26 protein-coding genes are annotated in these 22,693 nt (G+C 64.4%); 10 read left to right on the top strand and 16 right to left on the bottom strand.

What is annotated here, in order from left to right; genetic code table 11:
* Positions 1-26: 26 nt before the first annotated feature.
* The 9 genes from BMI87_RS08800 to BMI87_RS08770 form a co-directional block, all read right to left on the bottom strand.
* The gene (locus BMI87_RS08800) at positions 27-719 is read right to left on the bottom strand and encodes a M48 family metallopeptidase (RefSeq protein ID WP_078521041.1); all 693 of its coding nucleotides are present in this window, start codon (positions 717-719) and stop codon (positions 27-29) included.
* Positions 720-753: 34 nt separating this feature from the next.
* The gene (locus BMI87_RS08795) at positions 754-1,386 is read right to left on the bottom strand and encodes a DedA family protein (protein ID WP_168175178.1); all 633 of its coding nucleotides are present in this window, start codon (positions 1,384-1,386) and stop codon (positions 754-756) included.
* Positions 1,383-1,757, bottom strand: coding sequence for a hypothetical protein (locus tag BMI87_RS22530; protein ID WP_152844342.1), 375 nt, complete (start codon positions 1,755-1,757; stop codon positions 1,383-1,385). Before BMI87_RS22530 ends, BMI87_RS08795 begins: the two co-directional genes overlap by 4 nt.
* On the bottom strand, positions 1,754-2,935 hold the full coding sequence (locus BMI87_RS08790; RefSeq protein WP_078520803.1) for a VWA domain-containing protein: 1,182 nt from the start codon (positions 2,933-2,935) through the stop codon (positions 1,754-1,756). The genes BMI87_RS22530 and BMI87_RS08790 overlap by 4 nt, the downstream gene beginning before the upstream one ends.
* Before the next feature lie 13 nt (positions 2,936-2,948).
* Complete coding sequence (locus tag BMI87_RS22525) at positions 2,949-3,116, bottom strand: hypothetical protein (protein ID WP_165756950.1); 168 nt, start codon at positions 3,114-3,116, stop codon at positions 2,949-2,951.
* Positions 3,117-3,168: 52 nt separating this feature from the next.
* A complete protein-coding gene (locus tag BMI87_RS08785) occupies positions 3,169-4,659 on the bottom strand; it encodes a DUF2927 domain-containing protein (protein ID WP_078520802.1) in 1,491 nt (496 codons plus the stop codon).
* Between the two features lie 374 nt (positions 4,660-5,033).
* Positions 5,034-6,020: a methyltetrahydrofolate cobalamin methyltransferase gene (locus BMI87_RS08780; protein ID WP_078520801.1), complete on the bottom strand. Its 987-nt coding sequence runs from the start codon at positions 6,018-6,020 to the stop codon at positions 5,034-5,036.
* Complete coding sequence (locus BMI87_RS08775) at positions 6,017-6,910, bottom strand: 5,10-methylenetetrahydrofolate reductase (RefSeq protein ID WP_078520800.1); 894 nt, start codon at positions 6,908-6,910, stop codon at positions 6,017-6,019. Before BMI87_RS08775 ends, BMI87_RS08780 begins: the two co-directional genes overlap by 4 nt.
* Before the next feature lie 14 nt (positions 6,911-6,924).
* Entirely contained in the window at positions 6,925-7,236 is a 312-nt protein-coding gene (locus tag BMI87_RS08770; protein ID WP_078520799.1) for a virulence factor, read from the bottom strand.
* Between the two features lie 315 nt (positions 7,237-7,551).
* Between BMI87_RS08770 and BMI87_RS08765 the strand changes: the two genes are divergently transcribed.
* Positions 7,552-7,992: a hypothetical protein gene (locus BMI87_RS08765; RefSeq protein ID WP_078520798.1), complete on the top strand. Its 441-nt coding sequence runs from the start codon at positions 7,552-7,554 to the stop codon at positions 7,990-7,992.
* 54 nt (positions 7,993-8,046) lie between these two features.
* On the opposite strand, the gene BMI87_RS08760 is transcribed toward BMI87_RS08765, so the two are convergent.
* Positions 8,047-8,961, bottom strand: coding sequence for a LysR family transcriptional regulator (locus BMI87_RS08760; protein WP_078520797.1), 915 nt, complete (start codon positions 8,959-8,961; stop codon positions 8,047-8,049).
* A 373-nt stretch (positions 8,962-9,334) separates the two neighbouring features.
* On the opposite strand from BMI87_RS08760, the gene BMI87_RS08755 reads away from it, so the two are divergent.
* The 5 genes from BMI87_RS08755 to BMI87_RS08735 all read left to right on the top strand — a co-directional run bounded on the left by BMI87_RS08755 (position 9,335) and on the right by BMI87_RS08735 (position 14,092).
* On the top strand, positions 9,335-10,552 hold the full coding sequence (locus BMI87_RS08755) for an ABC transporter substrate-binding protein (RefSeq protein WP_078520796.1): 1,218 nt from the start codon (positions 9,335-9,337) through the stop codon (positions 10,550-10,552).
* A gap of 72 nt (positions 10,553-10,624) precedes the next feature.
* Positions 10,625-11,398 carry an ABC transporter ATP-binding protein gene (locus tag BMI87_RS08750; protein WP_078520795.1) on the top strand — a complete coding sequence of 258 codons (774 nt, stop codon included), beginning with the start codon at positions 10,625-10,627 and terminating at the stop codon, positions 11,396-11,398.
* Positions 11,395-12,117, top strand: coding sequence for an ABC transporter ATP-binding protein (locus tag BMI87_RS08745; RefSeq protein ID WP_078520794.1), 723 nt, complete (start codon positions 11,395-11,397; stop codon positions 12,115-12,117). Before BMI87_RS08750 ends, BMI87_RS08745 begins: the two co-directional genes overlap by 4 nt.
* Before the next feature lie 54 nt (positions 12,118-12,171).
* Positions 12,172-13,077, top strand: coding sequence for a branched-chain amino acid ABC transporter permease (locus BMI87_RS08740; RefSeq protein WP_078520793.1), 906 nt, complete (start codon positions 12,172-12,174; stop codon positions 13,075-13,077).
* 94 nt (positions 13,078-13,171) lie between these two features.
* On the top strand, positions 13,172-14,092 hold the full coding sequence (locus BMI87_RS08735; RefSeq protein ID WP_078521040.1) for a branched-chain amino acid ABC transporter permease: 921 nt from the start codon (positions 13,172-13,174) through the stop codon (positions 14,090-14,092).
* Positions 14,093-14,170: 78 nt separating this feature from the next.
* On the opposite strand, the gene BMI87_RS08730 is transcribed toward BMI87_RS08735, so the two are convergent.
* Entirely contained in the window at positions 14,171-14,353 is a 183-nt protein-coding gene (locus BMI87_RS08730) for a hypothetical protein (protein WP_078520792.1), read from the bottom strand.
* Complete coding sequence (gene hpt / locus BMI87_RS08725; RefSeq protein WP_078520791.1) at positions 14,350-14,898, bottom strand: hypoxanthine phosphoribosyltransferase; 549 nt, start codon at positions 14,896-14,898, stop codon at positions 14,350-14,352. The genes BMI87_RS08730 and hpt overlap by 4 nt, the downstream gene beginning before the upstream one ends.
* Before the next feature lie 84 nt (positions 14,899-14,982).
* Here hpt and BMI87_RS08720 point away from each other — a divergent pair, with 84 nt between their 5' ends.
* Positions 14,983-15,441 carry a type II toxin-antitoxin system RatA family toxin gene (locus BMI87_RS08720; protein ID WP_078520790.1) on the top strand — a complete coding sequence of 153 codons (459 nt, stop codon included), beginning with the start codon at positions 14,983-14,985 and terminating at the stop codon, positions 15,439-15,441.
* Positions 15,442-15,518: 77 nt separating this feature from the next.
* Here BMI87_RS08720 and BMI87_RS08715 read toward each other — a convergent pair whose 3' ends face one another.
* The 4 genes from BMI87_RS08715 to BMI87_RS08700 form a co-directional block, all read right to left on the bottom strand.
* Complete coding sequence (locus tag BMI87_RS08715) at positions 15,519-16,697, bottom strand: ammonium transporter (RefSeq protein WP_078521039.1); 1,179 nt, start codon at positions 16,695-16,697, stop codon at positions 15,519-15,521.
* Between the two features lie 179 nt (positions 16,698-16,876).
* On the bottom strand, positions 16,877-17,350 hold the full coding sequence (locus tag BMI87_RS08710) for a CinA family protein (RefSeq protein WP_078520789.1): 474 nt from the start codon (positions 17,348-17,350) through the stop codon (positions 16,877-16,879).
* On the bottom strand, positions 17,347-17,856 hold the full coding sequence (locus BMI87_RS08705) for a phosphatidylglycerophosphatase A (RefSeq protein WP_078520788.1): 510 nt from the start codon (positions 17,854-17,856) through the stop codon (positions 17,347-17,349). Before BMI87_RS08705 ends, BMI87_RS08710 begins: the two co-directional genes overlap by 4 nt.
* Before the next feature lie 4 nt (positions 17,857-17,860).
* Positions 17,861-18,988: a bifunctional 2-C-methyl-D-erythritol 4-phosphate cytidylyltransferase/2-C-methyl-D-erythritol 2,4-cyclodiphosphate synthase gene (locus tag BMI87_RS08700; protein ID WP_078520787.1), complete on the bottom strand. Its 1,128-nt coding sequence runs from the start codon at positions 18,986-18,988 to the stop codon at positions 17,861-17,863.
* 276 nt (positions 18,989-19,264) lie between these two features.
* Between BMI87_RS08700 and dusB the strand changes: the two genes are divergently transcribed.
* From dusB to BMI87_RS08685, 3 genes are read left to right on the top strand one after another with little or no spacing between them, the layout of a single operon-like run.
* Positions 19,265-20,185 carry a tRNA dihydrouridine synthase DusB gene (gene dusB / locus BMI87_RS08695; protein WP_078521038.1) on the top strand — a complete coding sequence of 307 codons (921 nt, stop codon included), beginning with the start codon at positions 19,265-19,267 and terminating at the stop codon, positions 20,183-20,185.
* Complete coding sequence (locus BMI87_RS08690; RefSeq protein WP_078520786.1) at positions 20,182-21,249, top strand: nitrogen regulation protein NR(II); 1,068 nt, start codon at positions 20,182-20,184, stop codon at positions 21,247-21,249. Before dusB ends, BMI87_RS08690 begins: the two co-directional genes overlap by 4 nt.
* A 3-nt stretch (positions 21,250-21,252) precedes the next feature.
* Complete coding sequence (locus tag BMI87_RS08685) at positions 21,253-22,623, top strand: response regulator (RefSeq protein ID WP_078520785.1); 1,371 nt, start codon at positions 21,253-21,255, stop codon at positions 22,621-22,623.
* The last annotated feature ends 70 nt before the right edge of the window (positions 22,624-22,693 follow it).

Genomic DNA, 22,693 nt, shown 5'->3' with positions numbered 1-22,693 from the left:
GCCCTGCGCGGCGAAAGTAAGGAAAATCAGTGCTCTGCGCGCGACCAGCGCAGCTGGTTTGCCTCGATCGCGGCGATGCGCTTTTCGGTCTTTGGGTGGGTCAGCAGCCAGGCGGGCGTGGTCTGGCCCGCGTTCTTGGTCAGCGCGTCGAGCTTGTGGAACAGCGTGACCTGCGGCTCGGTGCCGAAGCCCGCCTTGATCATCAGGGCTGAGGCAAACTCATCCGCCTCGAACTCGTCGCGCTGGCTGAGGCGGGCGGCGAGTGCTGCGGTGATCAGATTGGCGATCCACGGGCCGATGAAGGGGATGAAGCGGCCAAGCACCGTCATCAGCACGGCGCGCAGGGCGTTCTGGCCTGAGAAGTCGATCATGCGGCGGCGCGAATGGCCCAAGGCGACATGGCCCAGCTCATGCGCGATCACCGAGGTCAGTTCCTCCGGGGATACCTCACCGCTGCGATATTTGCGCATGAAGCCTTCGGTGATGAAGACGCGGCCATCGGGGGCGGCGAGACCGTTCACCGGCTCGATCTGATAGACATGGACCGGAATTTCCGAGACTTCGAGCGCAGCGGCGAGCCGGTCGAGATAGGGCTCCAGCTTGCTGTCGCGCAACCGGCGCGAATTCCCGTTCAGCTGGCGTTTGAGTTGCCAGGTCGAGAAATGCCACATGGCGAAGCCGTAGAGGACCAGCAGCAGGATGGGGAGAAGGCGCAACAACATGGGAAGGATATGGCAGCTCGCAGGCCCGTGATCAAGCGTCGTGATCAGGCGTCGGATTGGAGGCTTTGGGGGCGCGCTTGGCCGCATGCCACAGCCACCAGCCGAAGGCGAAGGCGGCAGCACCCGCGCCCAGCAGCCCCAGCGCGTTGCCCGCAAGCTCGGCCGCGGCGTCCAGATTGGCCCCGAAAGTGATGCCGAGGCCCACATAGGTGGTGACCCAGACCGCTTCGCCCGCGAGATCGGCCAGGGTGAAGCGGCGATGCGCGAAGCCGGACGCGCCGGCGGCGAGGTTCACCCAAGGCCCGAGCGCGGAGAACATCCAGCGGGTGAAGAACACTGTGACCGCGCCGCGCTTGCGCAGGGCGGCCATCGCTTTCGCGACCAGTGCGCCGCGTTTCGTGTCGGGATGGGGCAGGAAGCGCTCGGCCCGGCGGCCCAGCTGGAAGCCCACCTGATCGCCGATCACCGCGCCGGTGAAGGCCGCGCCGCCGACGGTCGCGAGGTCGAGATCGCCCGAGGCCACGAAGGCTCCGCTCGCGATCATCATCAGCGAGGAGGGGGCCGGGATCGCGAGGCAGCTCAGGAAGGTCGTGAGGCCGAGGACCCACGGCCCGTAAAGCGGCACCTGCGCGAGCAGCCAATCTGAGAGGTCGGAGAAGCTCATTGCTGTGGCTGCGCCTCTTTGTCGGCGATCGTCTTGGGCAGGCCGAGCGAGAGTTTGCGGATCAAATCCTGCAGCGGCTCGCCCTTGGCCTTGGCGATACGTTCCAGGGTCGGGCGGCCCGCGCCGACCAGCGCACGCCCATCCTCGATGCCGAGGATCGCGTCGACCTCCTCGATCTCCAGATGCCAGCTGCGCGCGATATAGCCCGGCGTCATCCATTCCTCGGGGCTTTGATGCAGATGGGCGGGGTCGGACCAGTAGATCGCGCGCGAGACGAACCTTGCGCCGAAGAACAGCGACAGCGCGACCGCGAGGATAAATCCCAGCGAGGCGATCTTGTGATGCCCCCAGAGGTAGCGCAGCCGGTTCATCCGAGTTCCTTCATTGCCGCGGTGATCCCTTCGAGGGTCAGCGGATGCATCCGGTTCTCGAAGATCTCGCGGATGATCTGGATCGACTGCGTGTAGCCCCAGCCGCGTTCGGGGATGGGGTTGAGCCATGTGTGATCGGGCCATTGCTCGCGCGCACGCGTCAGCCAGACATGGCCCGCCTCGTCGTTCCAATGCTCGTTGGCGCCGCCGCGATGGGTGATCTCATAGGGCGACATCGACGCGTCGCCCACGAAAATGCATTTGTAATCGGGACCATAGCGGTGGAGCACGTCCCAGGTCGGCGTCGCCTCGTTCCAGCGGCGCTTGTTCGATTTCCAGACGCCATCATAGAGGCAGTTGTGGAAATACCAGTGCTCGAGATGTTTGAACTCGGACTTGGCCGCGGAGAACAGCTCCTCCACCAGTTGCACATGGGCGTCCATCGAGCCGCCCACATCGAGGAAAAGCACGACCTTCACCGCATTGTGTCGCTCGGGTCGGGTTTTGACGTCGATATAGCCCGCTTCGGCCGAGGCGCGGATTGTGCCGGGCAGGTCCAGTTCCTCGTTCGCGCCGTGCCGCGCCCATTGGCGCAGGCGCTTGAGCGCCACCTTGATGTTGCGGGTGCCCAGTTCCACCGTGTCGTCGAAGTCGCGGAACTCGCGCTTGTCCCAGACCTTCACGGCGCGCTGGTGGCGGCTCTCTTTCTGGCCGATGCGGACGCCTTCGGGATTGTAGCCGTAAGCGCCGAAGGGCGAGGTGCCCCCCGTTCCGATCCATTTGCTGCCACCCTGATGGCGGCCTTTCTGTTCCTCGAGCCGCTTTTTCAGCGTCTCCATCAGGTTGTCGAACCCGCCAAGCGCCTCGATCTGCTCTTTTTCCTCGTCGGTGAGGTGTTTCTCCAGCTGTTTGCGCAGCCATTCCTCGGGCAGATCGACGGCGTTGAGCACATCGTCCGGCGTGATCGCCTCCAGCCCCGAAAAGGCCTCGGAGAACGCCCGGTCGAAGCGGTCGAGGAAGCGTTCGTCCTTCACCATCGCAGCGCGGGCGAAATAGTAGAAGCCGTCGATATCGTAGGTGCAAAGCCCCGCGGCCAGCCCTTCGAGGAAGCTCAGATATTCGCGCAGAGAGACGGGGACACCGCCGCGCCGAAGAGCATCGAAGAATGGCAGGAACATCGCCGCCCTCCGATTATGCCCAGATGCGGTTGATGATCACGGTGACGAAGAGGCCCACCAGCGCCAGCCCGATCGCATGGACGGCGGCATATTGCGCCCGGTCGAGCTTGTTGCCGCCGCGTTTGCGGGCCTTCCAGTCGCCCCAGATCAGCCCAATCACGACCCCTGCCAGAACATACATGCTGCGCCCCCTTACGGTCTTGGTCCGGGCGCGCCCGGTCCGCCTTTTGCGGTCAGTTCACGCGAGCGCCCGCATTGGCGAGGGCCGCCACCTCATCCGCGCGGCGTTTCACCGCCGCGTCAGAGCCAAAGCCATAGCGCGCCCATTGCTGCATGTCGAGACGGGCCTGATGTTCCTTCTTCGCGTCACCCAGTTGGCCATAGGCTTCGGCGCGGATCATGTAGAGCGTGGCCATCAGCGAGGCGTTCTCGCTCGACACATCCGAGGCCAGCGCGCGGTTCACCAGCGACACTGCCTCCTGCGCGCGACCCGTGCCAAGCGCGTAGGCCGCAAGCTGCATGTCGATATGTGCGGCCTGAATTTCCGCGCCCGGTGTCGCGCGATAGATCCGGCCCGCTTTCTTATAGGCCTCGACCGCTTTCTCGGGGTCGGTCTTCATGGTCAGGCGTCCGACCGCGAACCACGCGAAGGCGGCGCGGCTGTCATGCCAGCCCCGGCTGGTGGCGATCTTCGTGGCGCGTTCGGCGGCGGCGCGGCGGCGCTTGTCGCTCGCCCCTTGGCCGAGCGCGGTGGTGATCGCTTTCACATAGGCGCGCGGCGTCGGATCGGCGGGCAGGGCGCGCATCGAACCGCCCGACGGGTGGATCTTCGACAGAATCGCGGGCAGGGCCGCACGCACTTCGTCGGAGCTCATGCCGGTATGCAGCGCCGGATCGTAATAGGCGCGCAGGATCGTCATGTCGAACTTGGTCAGCACGGTGTGGAAATTGTCGTCGTTCCAGACCGTGTCGGGCAGGCGGTAGAGATCGTTCACCGGCCCGAGCGCCTGGCTGACCTCCTCATGCAGGCAGTCGCGGATTTCCTGCGGCGTGGAGTCGGCGGGGATGAACACGGTGGCGGATTGGCGCTGCGTCAGCTTGGCCCAATCGCTGGCCTCGTCGCCATGCGAATTGCGGTAATCCGTCCAGCTCTCGACGTTCGGCACCACGAAGCAGGCGACATTTGGAACCTCCTGGCGCATCTGCCGTTTGGGTACGAATTGCACCGAGATCGTGTTGGCATTGCCCGGCTCGGTCGAGACGTTCAGCCCCGCCTCGCTCTGCAGCCGGTGGACCAGATGGCCAAGCTCGGTCTGCGCCACGGGCGGCGCGTTGCCTGCGAGCGTGATCGAGACCGGGCCTTCGAACCGGGTGAAGCGCGGCAGGGCGCGACCGGATTCGAGGAAGAAGCTGAGCTCCATGAAGTCGGCGCCCAGATGGCTGTTATTGGGGAGCCGCTCAGACGGGGGACCGTTCTTGAGCCCCGGCGCCAGATCGGGCGCGGACAGGTCGAGCAGCTGGGCCGTGCCGCGGGCCGTCGTCACTTCGGGGCTGTTGGTCGAGCAGGCGGCGAGGGCGCCGGCGATGATCAGCGCAGCAAGCGTGCCCGCCCGCGCCGCAGCACGTCCGGGGGACGCGCCTTTCAGCAGGCCTGAGCGCGGTGCCGTCCCGAGGCGCGTCGGCGCCGGAGCGGCCGCGCTGAGCGGTTTGAATGCTAAGCGCATGGCAGCGTGTGATCCCTGTTCGTTGCCGCAAAGGTACACATACGGGTTTAAGCCCGACCAGTAAATCTTTGCCTTATAATTGGAATTTTGAGCCTGCGCGCCCTGAGGCGGCGACATCCCGCCGGTCAGCTGCGCAGCTGAGGCCGCAAATTGCTGAATGGGGCGGTTTCTGTGCGCAGGGGCTCGGATTGATCACGGATCCGCGAATCGCGCCGTGATCATCGCCATTGTCGCGGATCTACGGACGTTTTGTGGCCGTTTGCGCAACAATCGCCGCTGAATCGGTCGCAACTCCGGGCTGGAAGAAACGCGATGCGCAAAATGCGAAGCGCCCGGAGCGAGCCCCGGGCGTTCGACTGTCTTCGTAGGGCTGATCAGGCGCGACGACGGCGCCCGCCACGACGCCCACCGGCGGAGGAGGTGGCCGCGGCTGCCGAGGCTTCGGCGAAGCTGAGACCGCCCTCCTTCATCGCGTCGAGCGTCTTCGACAGGCGGATCCACTCCATCCCGTTCGGGTCGTGGTTCATCAGCAGGTTGGCGGCGCGGATCGCCTCCATCTCCTGATTGCGCACCGGGTTCATGATCGCGGAGGTCATGCCCGCGCCGATCGCCATCGGCAGGTAGGCCCCGTTGATCCCGTGGCGGTTCGGCAGGCCGAAGGAGATGTTCGACGCGCCGCAGGTGGTGTTCACGCCCAGCTCGTCGCGCAGGCGGTTGACCAGCGTGAAGACCTGACGGCCCGCGGAGGCCATCGCGCCCACCGGCATCACCAGCGGATCGACGACGATGTCATGCGCGGGGATGCCGAAATCGGCGGCGCGCTCGACGATCTTCTTGGCCACGGCGAAACGCACGTCCGGGTCTTCGGAAATCCCCGTGTCGTCGTTCGAGATCGCGACCACCGGCACGTTGTATTTCTTCACCAGCGGCAGAACCAGTTCCAGACGCTCTTCCTCGCCGGTGACCGAGTTCAGCAGCGGACGGCCTTCGGCGGCCTCAAGCCCCGCCTCGAGCGCGGCCGGGACCGAGCTGTCGATGCAGAGCGGCACGTCGATCACGCCCTGCACGCAGTTGATCAGGTCGCGCATCAGCGAGGGCTCGACGAAGTTGTTATCCGCATAGCGCGGGTCTTCGGCCATCTTGTTCGAGAACACCGCGCCCGAGTTGATGTCCAGAACCGTAGCGCCGCAGGCGACCTGCTCGAGCGCGTCTTTCTCGACGGTCGAGAAATCGCCCTGCTCGAGCTCGGCTGCCAGCTTCTTGCGGCCGGTGGGGTTGATCCGCTCACCGATGACGCAGAAGGGCTCGTCAAAGCCGATCACGACGGTTTTGGTTTTGGACTCAAGGACGGTGCGGGTCATTCATGGCCTCTCTGTTCGGCGATCCAGTTGGCTGTCGCGGTGATACCGCCCAGCGGGAAGAAATGCACGGCTTCGATATTCGACGGGCAATCGGCGGCCAGATCGGCCAGCAATTCGGTCGGCTCGAAGGGCATGAGCAGCTTGGTCACGTCGCGGGCGCGCTTTTGAAGCACTTTCAGCGAGGGGCCGACGCCGCAGGCGATGGCGAATTTCAGGAGCGTCTGCAGTTTGGCAGGGCCCGCGATGCCGAGATGGACCGGCATTTCGATGCCGTTGGCTTCCAGACGCTTGGCCCAGTCGCGGATCGGACCGGCCTCAAAAGCGAATTGCGTGGCGATCGCCATATCCGCATCGGTGCGGTTCGCGAAATCCTGCTTGAGCTTCAGCGCGGCCATCACCTCGGCCTCGCCGCCATTGGGGTCGATGTCGCGGTTGCCCTCGGGGTGGCCGGCGATGTGCAGACGGGCGAAGCCGTCGAAGGCGCCGGTTTCGATCATCTGCATCGCGCAGTGGAAGTCGCCCTTCGGCTCGGCCACGCCGCCGCCCAGCAGCAGCGCCTGCTCGACGCCTGCCTCGCCGCGATAGCGCGCGACCCAGTCATTGAGCTGCGCCTCGTCGCGGATGATGCGCGCGGGGAAATGCGGCATCGGCTCGAAACCCTCTTCGCGCAGACGCTTGGCGGTGGCGAGCATCTCCTCGATCGGGGTGCCGTCGATATGAGCGATATAGACGCGGGAGCCCTTCGCGAACAAGGGCGCGAAGCTTTCCACCTTGGCGGCGGTGCGGGGCATCACCTCGACCGAGGCGCCCTCCAGCAGAGCCGCCATCTTGCCGTTCACCGGCGGACGAGCCGGGGTCTTGGCCTCGCGGCGGAAATTCACAAGAGCCATGCGCCTATTCTCCCTTACGCGTCGGGCTGGGTGTTCCAGCCGTCATTGGCAATCAACGCACGCAACCGCGCGTCGTCATAGTCAGAGAGAATGCGCGCCAGCACGGCCTCGGCCGCCTCGGCATCGTCGCCGGGCTCTTCACCCGAAGCCACCTTGCGCCACTCGGCCAGATAGGCGTCGCTGTCGCGGGCGCCGATCTTCATGGCCGCGCGGTCGATCGCCTGCTCGAACCGTTCGGGCAGCGGTTTCTTGACGCCACGCCGTCCCTTGCCCGCAATGATCTGGGCCGGGATGTCACGCCAATAGACCAAGGTGATCTGTGCCATGCGAATCTCTCCTCGTATGCGCAGAATTGCCCGAAACCGAAGCGGGACAGGGTGGATTTTCGACATTCCGTCGCGGCTGAGCGACGTGCCGGTGACTGTGGGGCAGGTGATAGCAGCCGGGCAGGGGGCTGGGCCACCTCTGTGCATCGGAATAATCCGCGCCAAGATCATGAGCCCCGCTCAAGCTGCCTGCGGCACAAACGCCGCGCGGCGATCTGGCACATTCTGTGACGCGCCGCACTGTCTACATCCTCCGGACGACCCGAAAACAGGCCGCCCCTCTGCGGCTCGGCCAAGTCAGAGAGATGATCCGAGATGACCAAGACCTCCATTCTGATCGCGGCGCTTTTCACCGCGCTCCCCTTCGCCGCTCAGGCAGAGACCCCCGGCGAGCAGTTCATGTCCACTTGGGATCTCGATGGCGACGGCACCGCGACGCTGGCCGAGCTGGAGCAGATGCGCTCGGATGTCTTTGCCTCTTTCGATGCCAATGAAGACGGCAAGCTCGACGCCGAGGAACACGCGGTCTTCGACGAGGCGCGCGCCAATGACGTGGCGGGCTACGAGGGCCAACAGCGCGCGCAGATGCAGAAGATGGCAGATGGCATGACGATGGCCGCGACCGATGCCGATGGCGACAAGCTGGTGACGCTGGCCGAGTTCCAGACCAGCACGGCCAAGTGGTTCGCCCAGCTCGACAAGAATGCCGATGGTGGGATCACCATCGACGATTTCGCGCGCAAGCCCGCACAGTAATGCCCGTAGAGTAATCACAGCGCCACGACGCCCGGTCGCCCTGCGGTCGGGCGATCAGGTGCTGGTGGCGGTGATCCGGGGCAGGAACTCTGCACGGTTCTTGGAGACCTCCTCGGCGATGAAGCGCATCGCGGCACGGACGCGGGCGATCTCGTGCAGGTCTTCATGGGTCACCAGCCAGAAAGTGCGGCGGATCTCGATCTCGTCGGGCAGGATCGGCACCAGCTTCGTCGAATGGCGGGCGAGGAAGTCGGGCAGCACCGCGATCCCGCGTCCGGCCTCCGCGACATGCTTATGCGCGAAGAGGTTGGTCGAGGACAGGCGCGGCGTGTGATCGCCCAGCGTGACCGACAGGTAATCCAGCTCCGGCGTGTAGATCAGCTCGGGGATATAGCCGACCAGCGGGTGCTTCAGCAGATCCTCCTTGCGGTTGATCCCCGGATTGCGGGCGAGGTAATCGGGGGACGCATAGAAATGCAGCGTGTATTCGGTGAGCTTGCGTGACACGAGCCGCCCCTTTTCGGGCCGCGACAGGGTGATCGCGATATCCGCCTCGCGCTTGGATAGCGAGAAGAGGCGCGGCGTGGCGACCAGCTGCGCCTCCAGTTCGGGATTGGCCTTGATGAATTCCGCCAGACGCGGCGCGAGGAAGAACGCCCCGAACGCATCGGGCGCGCCGATCCGCACCGTGCCGGACAAGGCATAGAGCGTGCCCGACAATTCGTCCTGCACGCGCGCCGCGACATTCTCGATCTGCTCGGCCTTCGCCAGAAGCCGCTCGCCATGTTCCGAGAGTGCATAGCCGCGCGGGCTGCGCTCGAACAATTGCGCGCCAAGCTGGGTCTCCAGAGATTTGACCCGACGTGATACAGTGGCATGATCGGTGCCCATCGCACGGGCTGCGACGGTCAGGCGACCGGCCCGGGCCACCGAGAGAAAGAATCGGAGATCGTCCCAATCGAAGCTCATTGACGGTCCTTTTTGCGGTCTCGCGTCGGAAAAACGGGAGATATGGGCATTTTCGCACATGCGTTTGGCAATACGTGGCATGGTCGCGTGCATTTTCCCACCTAGCCTTTTGCACATGGCCGGTTTCTGCCTAAGGTGCGTGCACTGACAGGAAGTTTATCGGGTCATCGGGAACCGCGGCGGCGCAAGCACTTGAATGTCCGCCCGTTTCCACGCTGAATTCACTGGCGGCCGCGTTGAGGAGCAGGGACGGCCGCACGAGGAGAAACACAAGATCTTATTCCGGCAGGGACCGCAAAGGCGTCCCGTCGGTGTGCTCTCATGGCGCCGCGCGCCGGGGAGCCGAATCTATCAACCAATGGGAGGAATGTTGATGAAATCAGCTATTTACGCAGGTGTGAGTGCCGCGGCGCTGAGCTTGGCCGCAGGCGGCGCGATGGCGCAGGACGCGATCTCGAACGGCTCCGTGAAAATCGGTGTGCTGGGCGATATGTCCGGCGTCTATTCGACCGGTTTCTCGGGTAAGGGCGCGGTCGACGCGGTCAAGATGGCCGTGCGCGACTTCGGCGGCGAAGTTCTCGGCAAGCCGATCGAAGTGATCTCGGCTGACCACCAGAACAAAGCGGACGTCGGTTCGGCCACTGCTCGCGAGTGGATCGACCAAGAGCATGTCGACATGATCGCCGACCTGACCAACTCGGCCGTGGCGCTCGCCGTGCAGCAGCTCGCCTCCGAGAAGAAGACCATCACCTTCGCCACCGGCGCTGCCACCGCGGCCCTGACCGGCGAGAACTGCTCGAAATACGGTATCCACTACGGCTACGACACCCACGCGCTGCCGGTCGGCACCGCGACGGCCGTTGTGAAGAATGGCGGCGACAGCTGGTACTTCATCACCGCCGACTACGCTTTCGGTCACGCGCTGCAGGACAACACGTCCTCGGTCGTGGAAGATCTGGGCGGCTCGGTCGTGGGCAGCTCGGACGTGCCGCTGGCGACCACCGACTTCTCCTCCTATCTGCTTCAGGCGCAAAGCTCGGGCGCGAAGGTGATCGGTCTCGCGAATGCGGGTCAGGACACCGTCAACGCCATCAAGCAGGCGCATGAATTCGGCATCGTCGCAGGCGGCCAGCAGCTCGCTGGTATGCTCGTGCTGATCTCGGACGTGAAGTCGCTCGGCACCGACGTCGCCAAGGGCCTCCAGTTCACCAGCGGTTGGTACTGGAACATGGATGACGAGAGCCGGAAGTGGAAAGCGGAGTACGAGAAGTTCTCGGGCGGCGAAGCGCCGACCTTCGTGCACGCAGCCGACTACTCGCTGACCATGGCCTATCTCGAAGCGATCAAGGCGGCTGGCACCGACGACGCCGACAAGGTGCGTGAGCAGCTTGGCAAGATGAAGATCGACGACTTCTTCGCCAAGGGCGGCACCATCCGTCCCGACGGTCTGCTTGAGCATGACATGTATCTGCTCAAGGTGAAGGACGGCGGCGAAGATCCGTGGGATGTGGCCGACGTGGCGCGCACGATTCCGGGCAACGAGGCCTATGCCTCGCTCGAAGCGGGCGGCTGCAAGCTGGTCAACAAGTGATCTGAACAAATCCTTGGCGCAGGGCGGCATTGCGACCGCCCTGCGCCTGCGTATCAGTCCGAAAGCGAGACCATGAGCGACGATATCATTCTCGAGGCCAAGAACCTGACCAAGAGTTTCGGCGGCTTCGTGGCCGTCAATGACGTGAACCTGCGCATCAAGCGCGGCGCGATCCACGCGATCATCGGCCCGAACGGCGCGGGTAAGACGACGATGTTCAACCTGCTGACGAAATTCATCACGCCCACTTCGGGCAAGATCCTCTTCAACGATCGCGATATCACCAATCGCAAACCCGCCGAGATCGCCAATATGGGCATCGTGCGGTCGTTCCAGATTTCCGCCGTTTTCCCGCACCTGACGGCGCTGGAGAACGTGCGCCTCGCGCTGCAGCGCTCGCTGGGCGTGAGCTACCAGTTCTGGCGCTCCAAATCGATGCTGCACGATCTCGACGCGAAAGCCATCGCGGCGCTCGATCAGGTGGGGCTGAAGGAGTTCGCCCATCTCAAGGCGGTGGAGCTGCCCTACGGGCGCAAACGCGCTCTGGAGATCGCGACGACGCTGGGTCTGGAGCCGGAACTCATGCTGCTCGACGAGCCGACCCAAGGCATGGGCACCGAGGACGTGGGCGCCGTGACCGAGCTGATCGGCCGTGTCCGCGAGGGGCGCACCATCGTCATGGTGGAGCATAACCTCGGCGTCGTGGCCGAACTGGCCGACACGATCACCGTGCTGGCGCGCGGCGAAGTTCTGGCCGAAGGGCCTTATTCCGAAGTGTCGAAGAACCCGGCTGTCATGGAGGCCTATATGGGCGTCTCCGCCGACGAGCAGGAGGAGGTCGCATGAGCACCGATACGATGATCAAACCGATGCTCAAGATCGAGAACCTGCATGCATGGTATGGCGAAAGCCACGTGCTGCACGGCATCAATCTCGAACTGGGCGAGGGACAGCTGATCACCCTTCTGGGCCGCAACGGCGCGGGTCGTTCGACCACGCTGCGCTCGATCATGGGCATGGTCGATCGCCGCGAAGGCTCGATCAAGATCAATGGCGAGGAATATCTCAACAAGCCCACGCACAAGATCTCGCCCGATGCGCGGATCGGCTATTGCCCCGAGGAACGCGGCATCTTCGCCTCGCTCAACGTGGAAGAGAACCTGATGCTCCCGCCGAATGTGGGCGAGGGCGGGATGTCGGTGGAGGAACTCTTCGAGATGTTCCCGAACCTCGCCAATGTCCGCAAGCGGATGGGCACGCGGCTTTCGGGCGGCGAACAGCAGATGCTGGCCATCGCGCGCATCCTGCGCACCGGCTCGCGACTGCTGCTGCTCGACGAGATCACCGAGGGTCTTGCGCCCGTGATCGTGAAAACCCTGGGCCGCGTGATCCGCGACCTGAAATCGCGCGGCTATACGATCGTTCTGGTGGAGCAGAACTTCCGCTTCGCCGCCCCGCTCGCCGACCGCCATTACGTCATCGAACATGGCGAGGTGATCGACGTGATCGAAGCCGATCAGGTCGAAGCCTCGATGGACCGGCTGAACCATTACCTGAGCGTGTAACGAGAAACCGGGCCGGGCTCAGGCGCCCGAGACCCGACAGGGAGGACAACCCCGATGGATCCGATGATCCGACTTATTCTTGCCCAGGGGATGCTGGGCCTAAACAACGGCGTGTTCTACGCGATGCTGAGCCTCGGGCTCGCGGTTATCTTCGGCCTCTTGAACGTGGTCAACTTCGCGCATGGCGCGCTCTATATGCTCGGCGCGTTCCTCGCGCTGATCATGTATTCCTATGTCGGTCAGTGGATCGGCATGGCGGATCTGCATATCGGCTTCTGGCCGGCGCTGATCCTCGCGCCGATCCTGGTGGCGTGCTTCGGGATGCTGATCGAGCGCTTCCTGCTGCGCAGGCTCTACAAGCTCGACCCGATCTACTCGCTGCTGCTGACCTTCGGGATCACGCTGGTGCTGCAGGGCCTGTTCATCAACTTCTTCAACGCGTCGGGCACGCCCTATCCGGGGATGCCGGAGAGCATGAAGGGCGTGACCAATCTCGGCTTCATGATGTTCCCGAAATACCGCCTCTTCGTGATCGTCTTCTCGATCGTGGTGTGTTTCGTGACCTGGTTCGTGATCGAGCGGACCCGGATCGGCGCACGGCTGCGCGCGGGCACCGAGAACCCCGAGCTGGTGAAAGCCTTCGGGATCAACGTGCCGCTGATGGTGATGCTGACCTTCGGCTTCGGCACCGGCCTTGCGGGTCTCGCAGGGGTGCTGGCGGCGCCGATCTACTCGGTCAGCCCGCTGATGGGCGCGAACCTGATCATCGTGATCTTCGCGGTCGTCGTGATCGGCGGCATGGGCTCGATTGCGGGGGCGGTGATTACCGGCTTCTCTCTGGGGCTGATCGAGGGCGTGACCAAGGTCTTCTATGCGCCCGCTGCAAACACGGTGATCTTCCTGCTGATGGTGATCGTGCTTCTTGTGCGCCCGTCGGGCCTCTTCGGACGTCAAGGGTGAGGGTGAAGACATGAGCAATACGACAAGTACGACGAGCGAAATCGGCGAATTCGAACAGGACGACGTCAGCCCCGAGACCCATAAGCGCGGCCGCATGGTGCAGGCGGTGTTCTGGGTGGTGCTGTTGGGCTTCCTCGCAGTGGCCCCGTTCTTCCTCTACCCGGTCTTCGTGATGCAGCTGCTGTGCTTCGCGCTGTTTGCAGCCGCCTTCAACCTGCTGATCGGCTTCACCGGCCTGCTGAGCTTCGGCCATGCCGCCTTCTTCGGGGGCGCGGCCTATGTGGCGGGCCATGTGCTGAAGGTCTGGGGCTTCCCGCCGATCCTCGGCATCATCGCAGGCACGCTCGCAGCGGCTGCGATGGGCTGGGTCGTGGGCTCGCTCGCGATCCGCCGGCAGGGCATCTACTTCGCGATGATCACGCTGGCGCTCGCGCAGATCGTGTATTTCTTCGCGCTGCAAATGCCCTTCACGGGCGGCGAGGACGGCCTGCAAGGCATCCCGCGCGGCAACCTGCTGGGCATCTTCAACCTCAGCGATCCGATCACGATGTATTACTTCGTGGCGGCCGTCTTCATCGTCGGCTTCCTCGCGATCTACCGCATCGTGCATTCGCCCTTCGGTCAGGTGCTGCAGGCGATCCGCGAGAACGAGCCGCGCGCGCTGTCGCTGGGCTATAACGTGGACCGGTTCAAGCTGCTGGCCTTCGTGCTCTCGGCGGGTCTGGCAGGCCTTGCGGGCTCGACCAAGGCGCTGGTGTTCCAGTTCGCCTCGCTGACCGACGCACATTGGCAGATGTCGGGCGAGGTGATCCTGATGACGCTCTTGGGCGGCATGGGCACGATCTTCGGCCCGGTCGTGGGCGCGTTCATCGTGGTCACGCTGCAGCACTTCCTGTCGGGCATCGGCTCGTGGGTGCAGGTCGTGATCGGCGGCACCTTCATCGCCTGCGTGCTGCTGTTCCGCCGCGGCATCGTCGGTGAGATCGCGCGTCTGCTGCGCATTTCGTCGCTGTAAAAACTGGCGTGGCGGGGGCTCTGCCCCCGCTCGTTTTGCGAGCCCCCCGGGATACTTAAGCCAAGAGGAAGAGAGGGCTCAGGGTCTGGGCGCGCGCAGGGCGCGCGGGTTCACCGTCGCCCAGTCCGGCCAATATCCCAGCTTTTCAATGATAACGATCGCAATCACGGCAAGCGCCACGACGGCGACGATCTTCACCTGCGTCATCGACGGTGGGCGACGGGCCCACCGCGCCATGCGCAGCAGCCAGTGATAGTTCACGAAGCGTCCTCGGTGAAGCGCACCTTGCCGATGAAGGGCAGGTTGCGATTGCGCTGTGCGAAGTCGATCCCGTAGCCCACGACGAACTCGTCGGGGATCTCGAAACCGGTCCAGGTGGCGCGCACATCGACTTCGCGCCGCGAGGGTTTGTCGAGCAGGGCGCAGCATTCGATCCGCCCCGGTTTGCGCGCGCGCAGCATCCCCATGACGTGGTGCAGAGTGAATCCGGTATCGACGATATCCTCGACCACGAGCACGTCGCGCCCCTCGATGCCTGCGCGCAGGTCCTTGAGGATGCGCACCTCGCGCGAGCTGGTCATCGCGTCGCCATAGCTCGATGCCTCAAGGAAATCGACTTCAACCGGCAGGTCGATCTCGCGCACCAGATCGGCGATGAACACGAAGGAACCGCGCAAGAGGCCCACGACCACCAGCTTGTCGGTGCCCTTGAAGGTCCGGGTGATCTCGGCGGCCAATTCCTCGACCCGGGCCGCGATCTGCTTGGCCGAAATCATCTGGTCGATCACATAGGGGCGCTGCGTCATGATGTCGGGCCTCGAAACGGGTTGTAGGGCTTGAACTCGGGCTTAGCTTTAGCGCATCAAGAGGCGCAAGAAAACGGGAGAGACATGCCTAAGCATCACGAGAACCGGGTCATGCCCTATAGCGCGCAACAGATCTACGATCTGGTGGCCGATGTGGGGAGCTATCCGAAATTCCTGCCGTGGAATTCGGCAGCCCGCGTGCGCTCGCGCGAGGAACGCCCGGACGGCTCGATCCTGATGCTGGCCGATCTGGTGATCTCGTTCAAAGTGTTCCGCGAGAAGTTCGGCTCGCGCGTGGTGCTGCATCCCGACGAACATCACATCGAGACCGAATATCTCGACGGGCCGTTCAAATACATGCACAGCCACTGGCGGATGAGCGATCGCGACGACGGCTCCTGCGAGGTCGATTTCCATGTCGATTTCGAGTTCAAGAACGCGATCCTGCAGGGCGTGATCGGGGTCGTCTTCAACGAGGCGATGCAGCGGATCGTGCGCGCCTTCGAGAAACGCGCCGAGGAATTGTATGGGCCGAAGGGCTGAGTGATCCTCGCCTCAGGTTCCACGAAAAAGGCCGCCCGTCGGGGCGGCCTTTTCCATTCCGGGTCAAACCCCTGCGATCAGGAGTTCATGTCATAGGCGCGCTCGCCATGGGTGGAGAGGTCCAGCCCATTGGTCTCGTGCTCGTCGCTGACGCGCAGCGGGAAGACCAGCCGCACCAGCATCGCCAGAATCCAGCTGCCCGCGACGGTGAAGATACCGACGACGGCCAGCGCGCCGAGTTGGGCGACAAAGCTGCCATGGCCGAAGACCGCGATCATGATCGTGCCGAAGATGCCGCCCACGCCGTGGACCGCGAAGACGTCGAGGCTGTCGTCGACATGCAGCCTTTCGCGGATCAGCACGACGAATTCCTGACAGATGATCCCGGCGGCGAAGCCGATCACCAGTGCCTCGATGGGGCCGACGAAGCCCGAGGCCGGGGTGATCGAGGCGAGGCCTGCGATCGTGCCGGTCACGAGGCCCACCATCGAGGCGCGGCCGAACTTGATGCGCTCCCACAGCGCCCAGCTGAGCGAGGCGGCGGCGGCGGAGATATGGGTGACGGTGATCGCCATGCCGGCCACGCCATCGGCTGCCAGCTCCGAGCCGCCGTTGAAGCCGAACCAGCCGACCCACAGGAGCCCTGCGCCCATCGCGACCATGCCGGGGTTATGCGGGGGCGTGGTGCGCTTGGCGCGCGGGCCGATCATCAGCGCCAGCACGAGGGCCGCGAGGCCTGCGGTTTCGTGCACCACGATGCCGCCCGCGAAATCCTTGGTGCCGACCGCACCCCAGATGCCGCCATCGGACATGATGCCTCCGCCCCAGATCCAGTGCGCGACGGGGGCGTAGATCAGCAGCATCCAAAGGCCGGTGAAGACCATCACGAAGCCGTAGTTGATCCGCTCCACGAAGGCGCCGACGATCAGCGCCGGGGTGATGATCGCGAAGGTCATCTGGAAGCCGAAGAAGACGATCTCGGGGATCGAGCCCGACAGCGTGTCCGGCGTGATGCCCAGCAGCGCGAATTTACCCAAGCGGCCCCAGTAGCCGTTGGCGTCGCCGAAGGCGATCGAATAGCCGAACAGCAGCCACAGCACGCTCATCAGCGCCGCGATCGAGAAACACTGCATGAAGATCGACAGCACGTTGCGCGCCCGCACGAGCCCGCCGTAAAACAGCGCCAGCCCCGGCAGCGTCATCAGCAAAACCAGCGCCGTCGCCACCATGATCCACGCGGTATCGGCCGCGTTCATCCCCGCTTCCATCTCGACAAATCCTCCTCGAAATTCCCTCTGGAGGGCAGGGGCCATAAGCGCCGCGCGCAATAAAGAGACATTTTGCGCAAAACCCGCCTATTCGGGCATCACTTTTGGAACTGCGCGAAAAATAGGCGATACGAGGCGGGCATGCCCGATGCGTAGGCGGTTTGGAGTCAGGCTTGCGCCGCCGACAGCAGCAGGGCGAGCGCGTGATCGCGGGCCGCTTCGCGCACCTTGTCGCGGCCGAGCGCGCCGAATTCGATGGTCTCGACTTGGGTTTCGGCCCCCGCGCGGGCAAGGCCGAAACAGACGCGGCCCTCGGGTTTGAACTCCGATCCGCCCGGGCCCGCGATACCGGTGATCGCGACGGCGATCTGGGCGTGGGAGTGGCGCAACGCGCCCTCGGCCATCTCGCGCGCGACCGGCTCGGAGACCGCGCCATGGGCGGCGAGTCTTTCCGCGCTGACGCCCAGCATCTCGCGTTTGGCGTCATTGGTGTAGGTGACGAAGCCGCGCTCCACCACCGCGGACGATCCCGGAATATCGGTGAGGGCTGCGGCGACCATGCCGCCGGTGCAGCTCTCGGCGGTCGCGACCATCAGGCCGCGCGCCTTGCAGGCGTCGAGAACGTCCGACGCGCGGCTCATCCCATCATGCCCAGAAAGACGATGTGATAGAGCCCTGCGAGGATGATCGACACGATCCCGGCGAAGACCCCGGCCCAGATATCGTCGAGCATCACGCCCGTCGCGTCATGGCGGCGATCGGCGCGACCCACGAGCCACGGCTTCCAGATGTCGAACAGCCTAAACAGCAGGAACGCCGCGACCGGGCCGGGCCAGACCATGTGCAGATCGACGCCCGTCGAGAGGCCGCGCTGCCAGAAGCCGAAGGCCGGGAACAGAAGCGCCACCCATTGGCCCGCCACCTCGTCGATCACGATCTCGGAGGGGTCGTCGGTGCTGTCGCCCAGCTGCGCGCGCACCGACCAGAAGCCAAGCGCAGTAACCGCGATGGTGGCGATCACCAGCGGGATGAAGCCCAGGTAATGCTCGATCGCCCAGCCGACCAGCACCGCCACCAGCGAGCCCCAGGTGCCCGGCGCGGGTTTCAGCAAGCCGACAAATCCGACCGTGTTGAGGACGCGCAGCATGGGGTTACTCCTTGATCAATGTGGCAGTGGCGATGGCGGCGATGCCTTCCTCGCGCCCGGTGAAGCCCAGACGTTCCGTGGTGGTGGCCTTGACCGAGATCCGGCCCGGCTCGATCCCGATGATGCGGGCCAAAGCCTGCGCCATTTCAGCGGCATGCGGGCCGATCTTGGGGCGCTCGCAGATCAGCGTCACATCGGCATTGCCCAGACGGAAGCCCCGCGTCTCGGCCAGTTTTACCGCGTGATCGAGGAAGATCTCCGACGCGGCGCCTTTCCACTGCGGGTCCGACGGCGGGAAATGCCGCCCGATATCGCCCTCGGCCAGCGCGCCGTAGATCGCATCGGTCAGCGCATGCATGCCCACATCGGCGTCGGAATGGCCCTTGAGCGTCTTGTCATGCGGCACCGCGACCCCGCAGAGCGTCACATGATCGCCCGGCTCGAACGCGTGCACGTCGTAGCCATGGCCCAAACGGATATCCATCTTGTCTCCCAACAGTCTCTCGGCCCGGGCGAAATCTTCCGGGTAGGTGATCTTCAGATTGTCTTCCGAGCCGCGCGTGATCGCAACCGAAAGACCGGCCGCGCGGGCCACTTCCACGTCATCGGCAGCCCCGCCCGGATGGGCGCGGTGCGCACTGAGGATCGCGTCGAAATCGAAACCTTGCGGGGTCTGCGCGCGGTAGAGCCCGTTGCGGTCCTGTGTTCCTGTGACCTGACCGTTCTCGCCGGTCCAGAGCGCGTCCGACACGGGCAGGGCGGGCGCTGCCGCCTGCGCGCTGTCGAGCGCGTCGAGCACGCCCTCGATCACCGCGCGGCTCACCAGCGGGCGCGCGCCGTCATGGATCAGCACCTTCTCGACGCCCGAGCCCTCGAGCATCTCCAGCGCATTGCGCACCGAGGCACCGCGGCTCGCCCCGCCCGCACAAAGCGCGACCTCGCCCTGAAACTGCGCGATGCCGCGCGTCATATCCTCGGGATGCAGAACGACCACAATCCGCCCGATGCCTTTGAAAGCGGCAACGGTATGGGCCAGCACCGGCTGCCCGGCGAGGCTCTGCCATTGCTTCGGGGTTTCTCCGCCAGCGCGGGTGCCACGCCCGGCGGCGACGATGATGATGGCGTTGCTCATGGCGGCTCCCTGATCGCCCAAGGGCTTAGGCGAAGACGCGGCTCTGCGCAATCGGTGCCGCTGGACGCGATACGTCGCGCGATGTGACAACTGGCCACAGTTAGGTGATTAAAAAATAGGCGGATGCTGATTTTCCCACCTAAAAAGGGGTGGACGCAATTGTGATTCTTTGGTCAAACGCCTAATTCGAAGGAAGACGAGTGACAGGACACCTCCGTGCCGAAGATTTTGGTTCTCGACGACATCACACTGACCCCTCCGGTCTTTCTCGCGCCCATGGCCGGGATCACCGACCTTCCGTTCCGGCGGATGGTGGCGCGTTTCGGCGCGGGTCTCGTCGTGTCCGAGATGGTGGCCTCGGGAGAGATGCTAACCGCGAAACCCTCGGTGCGCGCGAAAGCGCGGGTCGAGATGGGGCTGGAGCTCCCGACCTCGGTGCAGCTTGCCGGGCGCGAGCCCGAACCGATGGCGGAGGCCGCGAAGATGGTCGCGGACATGGGCGCGCGGATCATCGACATCAATATGGGCTGCCCGGCCAAGAAGGTGACGGGTGGGGCCTCGGGCTCGGCGCTGATGCGCGATCCCGATCATGCGCTGCGGCTGATCGAGGCGACCGTGGGCGCGGTCGACCTTCCGGTGACGCTGAAGATGCGGCTGGGTTGGTGTGACGACACGCAGAATGCAGCCGAGATCGCGCGCCGGGCCGAGGCTGCGGGTGTGAAGATGATCGTCGTGCATGGCCGCACGCGGATGCAGTTCTACAAGGGCAGCGCCGATTGGGACGCGATTGCCGAGACGGTCGACGCGGTCTCGATCCCGGTGATCGCCAATGGCGACGTGGTCGATGCGAGCTCCGCCCGCGCAGCGCTTGCGCAATCGGGCGCGGCGGGTGTGATGGTCGGTCGCGGGGCGCAGGGCGCGCCTTGGCGGCTGGCTGAAATCGGTCATGAAATCTTTGGATCGCCGAAGCCGCAGGTTCCTTATGGGAATGCGCTTTGCGATTACATTTCAGAGCATTACGAGGCGATCTTGAGTTTCTACGGACGTGATCTCGGGCTGCGTCTCGCGCGCAAGCATCTGGGATGGTATTGCGAGGCGGCGAATGCTCCGCTGCGCGCCGAGATGATGGTCAGCCAGACGCCGGAGGCGACCTTGGCGCTGATCGAGCGCGCTTTCGGGGAAAGGTGCGCCGCATGAACCTTCCGGCCCCCGGCATCATCTGGACCTCGCTGCCGACCCCGGCTTTGCTGATCGATGGCGATGATCTTGTCGACGAGGTGAACCCCGCCGCCGAGCTGTTCCTTAACCTTTCCGCCAAGGCGCTGAGAGGTAAGGCGATTGGCGAAAGGCTCGCGATTTCCGCACCTTTGGAGGAAATCTTCTACCGGGTGCGGAAGAACCGCGCTTCGCTCTTCGTTAACGATGTCGAGCTGACCACGGGCGAGAAAGCCCCGGTGCAATGCAATCTGCAAGCCGCCCCCGTCGGCGAAGACCCCGACCGGGTACTGCTGCTGATCGAGCCGCGCGAACTCGCTGATCGGCTGGGCCGCGCGAGCCTCGTGAAATCGGCAGCGCGCTCGGCCATCGGCATGGCGGAGATGCTGGCCCATGAGATCAAGAACCCGCTTGCCGGGATCGCCGGGGCGGCCCAACTTCTGAGCATGAACTTGTCTGGCGAAGATCTTGAATTGACGGACCTAATCGTCGACGAGACGCGCCGCATCGTGAAGCTGCTCGAACAAGTCGAACAGTTCGGCAACGTCCGTGCGCCCGAGAAGAAAGCGGTCAATATCCATGACGTGCTCGACCGCGCGCGCAAATCCGCAGGCGTCGGCTTCGGTGCGCATATGACGATCAAGGAGGATTACGATCCCTCGCTGCCGCCGACACTGGGCGATGCGGATCAATTGACTCAAGTCTTCCTGAACCTGTTGAAGAATGCCGCAGAAGCCTCGGAAGGGAATGGAGAAATCAAGATCCGTACCTTCTACGAACACAGCCTGCGTCTGCGTCGCGCCGATGGATCGGGGCAACCGCTGCCGCTCCAGATCGAGATCATCGACGACGGTCCCGGTATTCCGCCGGAAATTTCCAATGAGATCTTCGAGCCCTTCGTTTCGGGCCGTGAGAACGGCACGGGGCTTGGTCTCGCGCTTGTCTCGAAGATCATCAACGATCACGACGGCTGGGTCACGCTCGACTCGGTCCCGGGCAAGACCCGGTTTCGCATTTCACTTCCCGTTGCGCCAAAGGAGGCCTGATCCATGGACGGCACCGTACTTGTCGCGGATGACGATCGTACAATCCGCACCGTTCTGACCCAGGCCCTGACCCGGGCGGGCTGTAAGGTTCATGCCACTGCCTCGCTCGTGACGCTGATGCGTTGGGTCGAAGAGGGCAAAGGCGATCTGGTGATCTCGGACGTGATCATGCCTGACGGAAACGGGCTGGAGGCGCTGCCGAAGATCTCCGAGGAACGCCCGGGCCTGCCGGTCATCGTAATCTCTGCGCAGAACACGATCATGACCGCGATCCAGGCGGCCGAGGCCGAGGCTTACGACTATCTGCCCAAACCGTTCGATCTGCCGGACCTGATGAAGCGCGCGCAAAAGGCGCTGGAGCAGAAGCGCCGTAGCCCGATCGCCCCGCGCGAGATCGAAGGCGGCGGCGATGCGGGCGATCTGCCTCTGGTCGGGCGGACCCCGGCGATGCAGGAACTTTACCGGCTTGTAGCACGGGTGATGAACGCCGATCTCGCGGTGCTGATCGCGGGTGAGAGTGGCACAGGCAAGTCCTTGATCGCGAAGGCTATTCACGACTTCTCGGATCGCCGCACGCTGCCCTTCGTGGTGGCGCAGGCGGGCGATCTTCAGGGCGCGGACGGCCCGGCGGCGCTGGTGGCGAAGGCCAAGGGCGGCTCGCTCGTCTTCGACGAGGTTGGCGATTACGACGACGACACGCAGGCGCGGATCGTGCGGATGCTCGACGCGCTGCCCGATCCCGCGCCGCGGATCATGGCGACGACGCAGATCGACCTCGCGGGGCTGATGGAGGCGGGCAAGTTCCGTCAGGACCTGTTCTACCGCTTGGGCGGCGTGACGCTGAACGTGCCGAGCCTGCGCGAGCGCGTCGAGGATATCCCGCTTCTGGCCGAGCATTTCCTTGCCCGCGCCGAGCGCGACGGGCTGGGTCTGCGCCGCTTCACGCCCGAGGCTCTGCAACTCGTGCGCGCCTATTCCTGGCCCGGCAACGTGCGCCAGTTGGAGAACACGATCCGCCGTCTTGCGGTGACCTCGCCCGAGGAAGAAATCACCCGCGCCGAGGCGGAATTCGTGCTGGGCAACCAGCCCGCGATCGAGCCGCTGCGTCAGGGTGGCGAAGGCGAGAAGCTCTCGGCCTCCATCGCGCGCCACCTGCGGCGCTATTTCGACCTTCACGGCGGCACGCTGCCGCCGCCGGGCCTTTACGACCGGATTTTGAAGGAAATGGAGGCGCCGCTGATCGAAATCGCGCTCGACGCGACCGGTGGCAACCAAGCCAGATGTGCCGATTTGCTCGGCATCAACCGCAATACGTTGCGTAAAAAGATCACCGATCTGGATATTCAGGTGACACGCCGCCGCAAACTGATGTAAACCCGCAACAGGGGGCTGTGGCTTTTCCGTTCACACGGATTCGCGAGCCACGGTCTGGAATGAGGGGGCA

The organism is Thioclava sp. F28-4 (genome assembly GCF_002020045.1).
Taxonomy (GTDB): Bacteria; Pseudomonadota; Alphaproteobacteria; order Rhodobacterales; family Rhodobacteraceae; genus Thioclava; species Thioclava sediminum.
This window is presented reverse-complemented; position numbering and strand designations above follow the sequence as displayed.

What these genes read in the sequence shown, in the direction of transcription:
- hpt (WP_078520791.1), bottom strand. Translation starts at nt 14,898, where the DNA reads ATGACGCAGCGCCCCTATGTGATCGACCAGATGATTTCGGCCAAGCAG.
- dusB (WP_078521038.1), top strand. Translation starts at nt 19,265, where the DNA reads ATGGCCGGGATCACCGACCTTCCGTTCCGGCGGATGGTGGCGCGTTTC.
- BMI87_RS08790 (WP_078520803.1), bottom strand. Translation starts at nt 2,935, where the DNA reads ATGTTCCTGCCATTCTTCGATGCTCTTCGGCGCGGCGGTGTCCCCGTC.
- BMI87_RS08795 (WP_168175178.1), bottom strand. Translation starts at nt 1,386, where the DNA reads ATGAGCTTCTCCGACCTCTCAGATTGGCTGCTCGCGCAGGTGCCGCTT.
- BMI87_RS08780 (WP_078520801.1), bottom strand. Translation starts at nt 6,020, where the DNA reads ATGACCCGCACCGTCCTTGAGTCCAAAACCAAAACCGTCGTGATCGGC.
- BMI87_RS08690 (WP_078520786.1), top strand. Translation starts at nt 20,182, where the DNA reads ATGAACCTTCCGGCCCCCGGCATCATCTGGACCTCGCTGCCGACCCCG.
- BMI87_RS08745 (WP_078520794.1), top strand. Translation starts at nt 11,395, where the DNA reads ATGAGCACCGATACGATGATCAAACCGATGCTCAAGATCGAGAACCTG.
- BMI87_RS08710 (WP_078520789.1), bottom strand. Translation starts at nt 17,350, where the DNA reads ATGAGCCGCGCGTCGGACGTTCTCGACGCCTGCAAGGCGCGCGGCCTG.
- BMI87_RS08705 (WP_078520788.1), bottom strand. Translation starts at nt 17,856, where the DNA reads ATGCTGCGCGTCCTCAACACGGTCGGATTTGTCGGCTTGCTGAAACCC.
- BMI87_RS08775 (WP_078520800.1), bottom strand. Translation starts at nt 6,910, where the DNA reads ATGGCTCTTGTGAATTTCCGCCGCGAGGCCAAGACCCCGGCTCGTCCG.
- BMI87_RS22525 (WP_165756950.1), bottom strand. Translation starts at nt 3,116, where the DNA reads ATGTATGTTCTGGCAGGGGTCGTGATTGGGCTGATCTGGGGCGACTGG.
- BMI87_RS08720 (WP_078520790.1), top strand. Translation starts at nt 14,983, where the DNA reads ATGCCTAAGCATCACGAGAACCGGGTCATGCCCTATAGCGCGCAACAG.
- BMI87_RS08760 (WP_078520797.1), bottom strand. Translation starts at nt 8,961, where the DNA reads ATGAGCTTCGATTGGGACGATCTCCGATTCTTTCTCTCGGTGGCCCGG.
- BMI87_RS08685 (WP_078520785.1), top strand. Translation starts at nt 21,253, where the DNA reads ATGGACGGCACCGTACTTGTCGCGGATGACGATCGTACAATCCGCACC.
- BMI87_RS08755 (WP_078520796.1), top strand. Translation starts at nt 9,335, where the DNA reads ATGAAATCAGCTATTTACGCAGGTGTGAGTGCCGCGGCGCTGAGCTTG.
- BMI87_RS08770 (WP_078520799.1), bottom strand. Translation starts at nt 7,236, where the DNA reads ATGGCACAGATCACCTTGGTCTATTGGCGTGACATCCCGGCCCAGATC.
- BMI87_RS08700 (WP_078520787.1), bottom strand. Translation starts at nt 18,988, where the DNA reads ATGAGCAACGCCATCATCATCGTCGCCGCCGGGCGTGGCACCCGCGCT.
- BMI87_RS08715 (WP_078521039.1), bottom strand. Translation starts at nt 16,697, where the DNA reads ATGAACGCGGCCGATACCGCGTGGATCATGGTGGCGACGGCGCTGGTT.
- BMI87_RS08750 (WP_078520795.1), top strand. Translation starts at nt 10,625, where the DNA reads ATGAGCGACGATATCATTCTCGAGGCCAAGAACCTGACCAAGAGTTTC.
- BMI87_RS22530 (WP_152844342.1), bottom strand. Translation starts at nt 1,757, where the DNA reads ATGAACCGGCTGCGCTACCTCTGGGGGCATCACAAGATCGCCTCGCTG.
- BMI87_RS08735 (WP_078521040.1), top strand. Translation starts at nt 13,172, where the DNA reads ATGGTGCAGGCGGTGTTCTGGGTGGTGCTGTTGGGCTTCCTCGCAGTG.
- BMI87_RS08765 (WP_078520798.1), top strand. Translation starts at nt 7,552, where the DNA reads ATGACCAAGACCTCCATTCTGATCGCGGCGCTTTTCACCGCGCTCCCC.
- BMI87_RS08740 (WP_078520793.1), top strand. Translation starts at nt 12,172, where the DNA reads ATGGATCCGATGATCCGACTTATTCTTGCCCAGGGGATGCTGGGCCTA.
- BMI87_RS08785 (WP_078520802.1), bottom strand. Translation starts at nt 4,659, where the DNA reads ATGCGCTTAGCATTCAAACCGCTCAGCGCGGCCGCTCCGGCGCCGACG.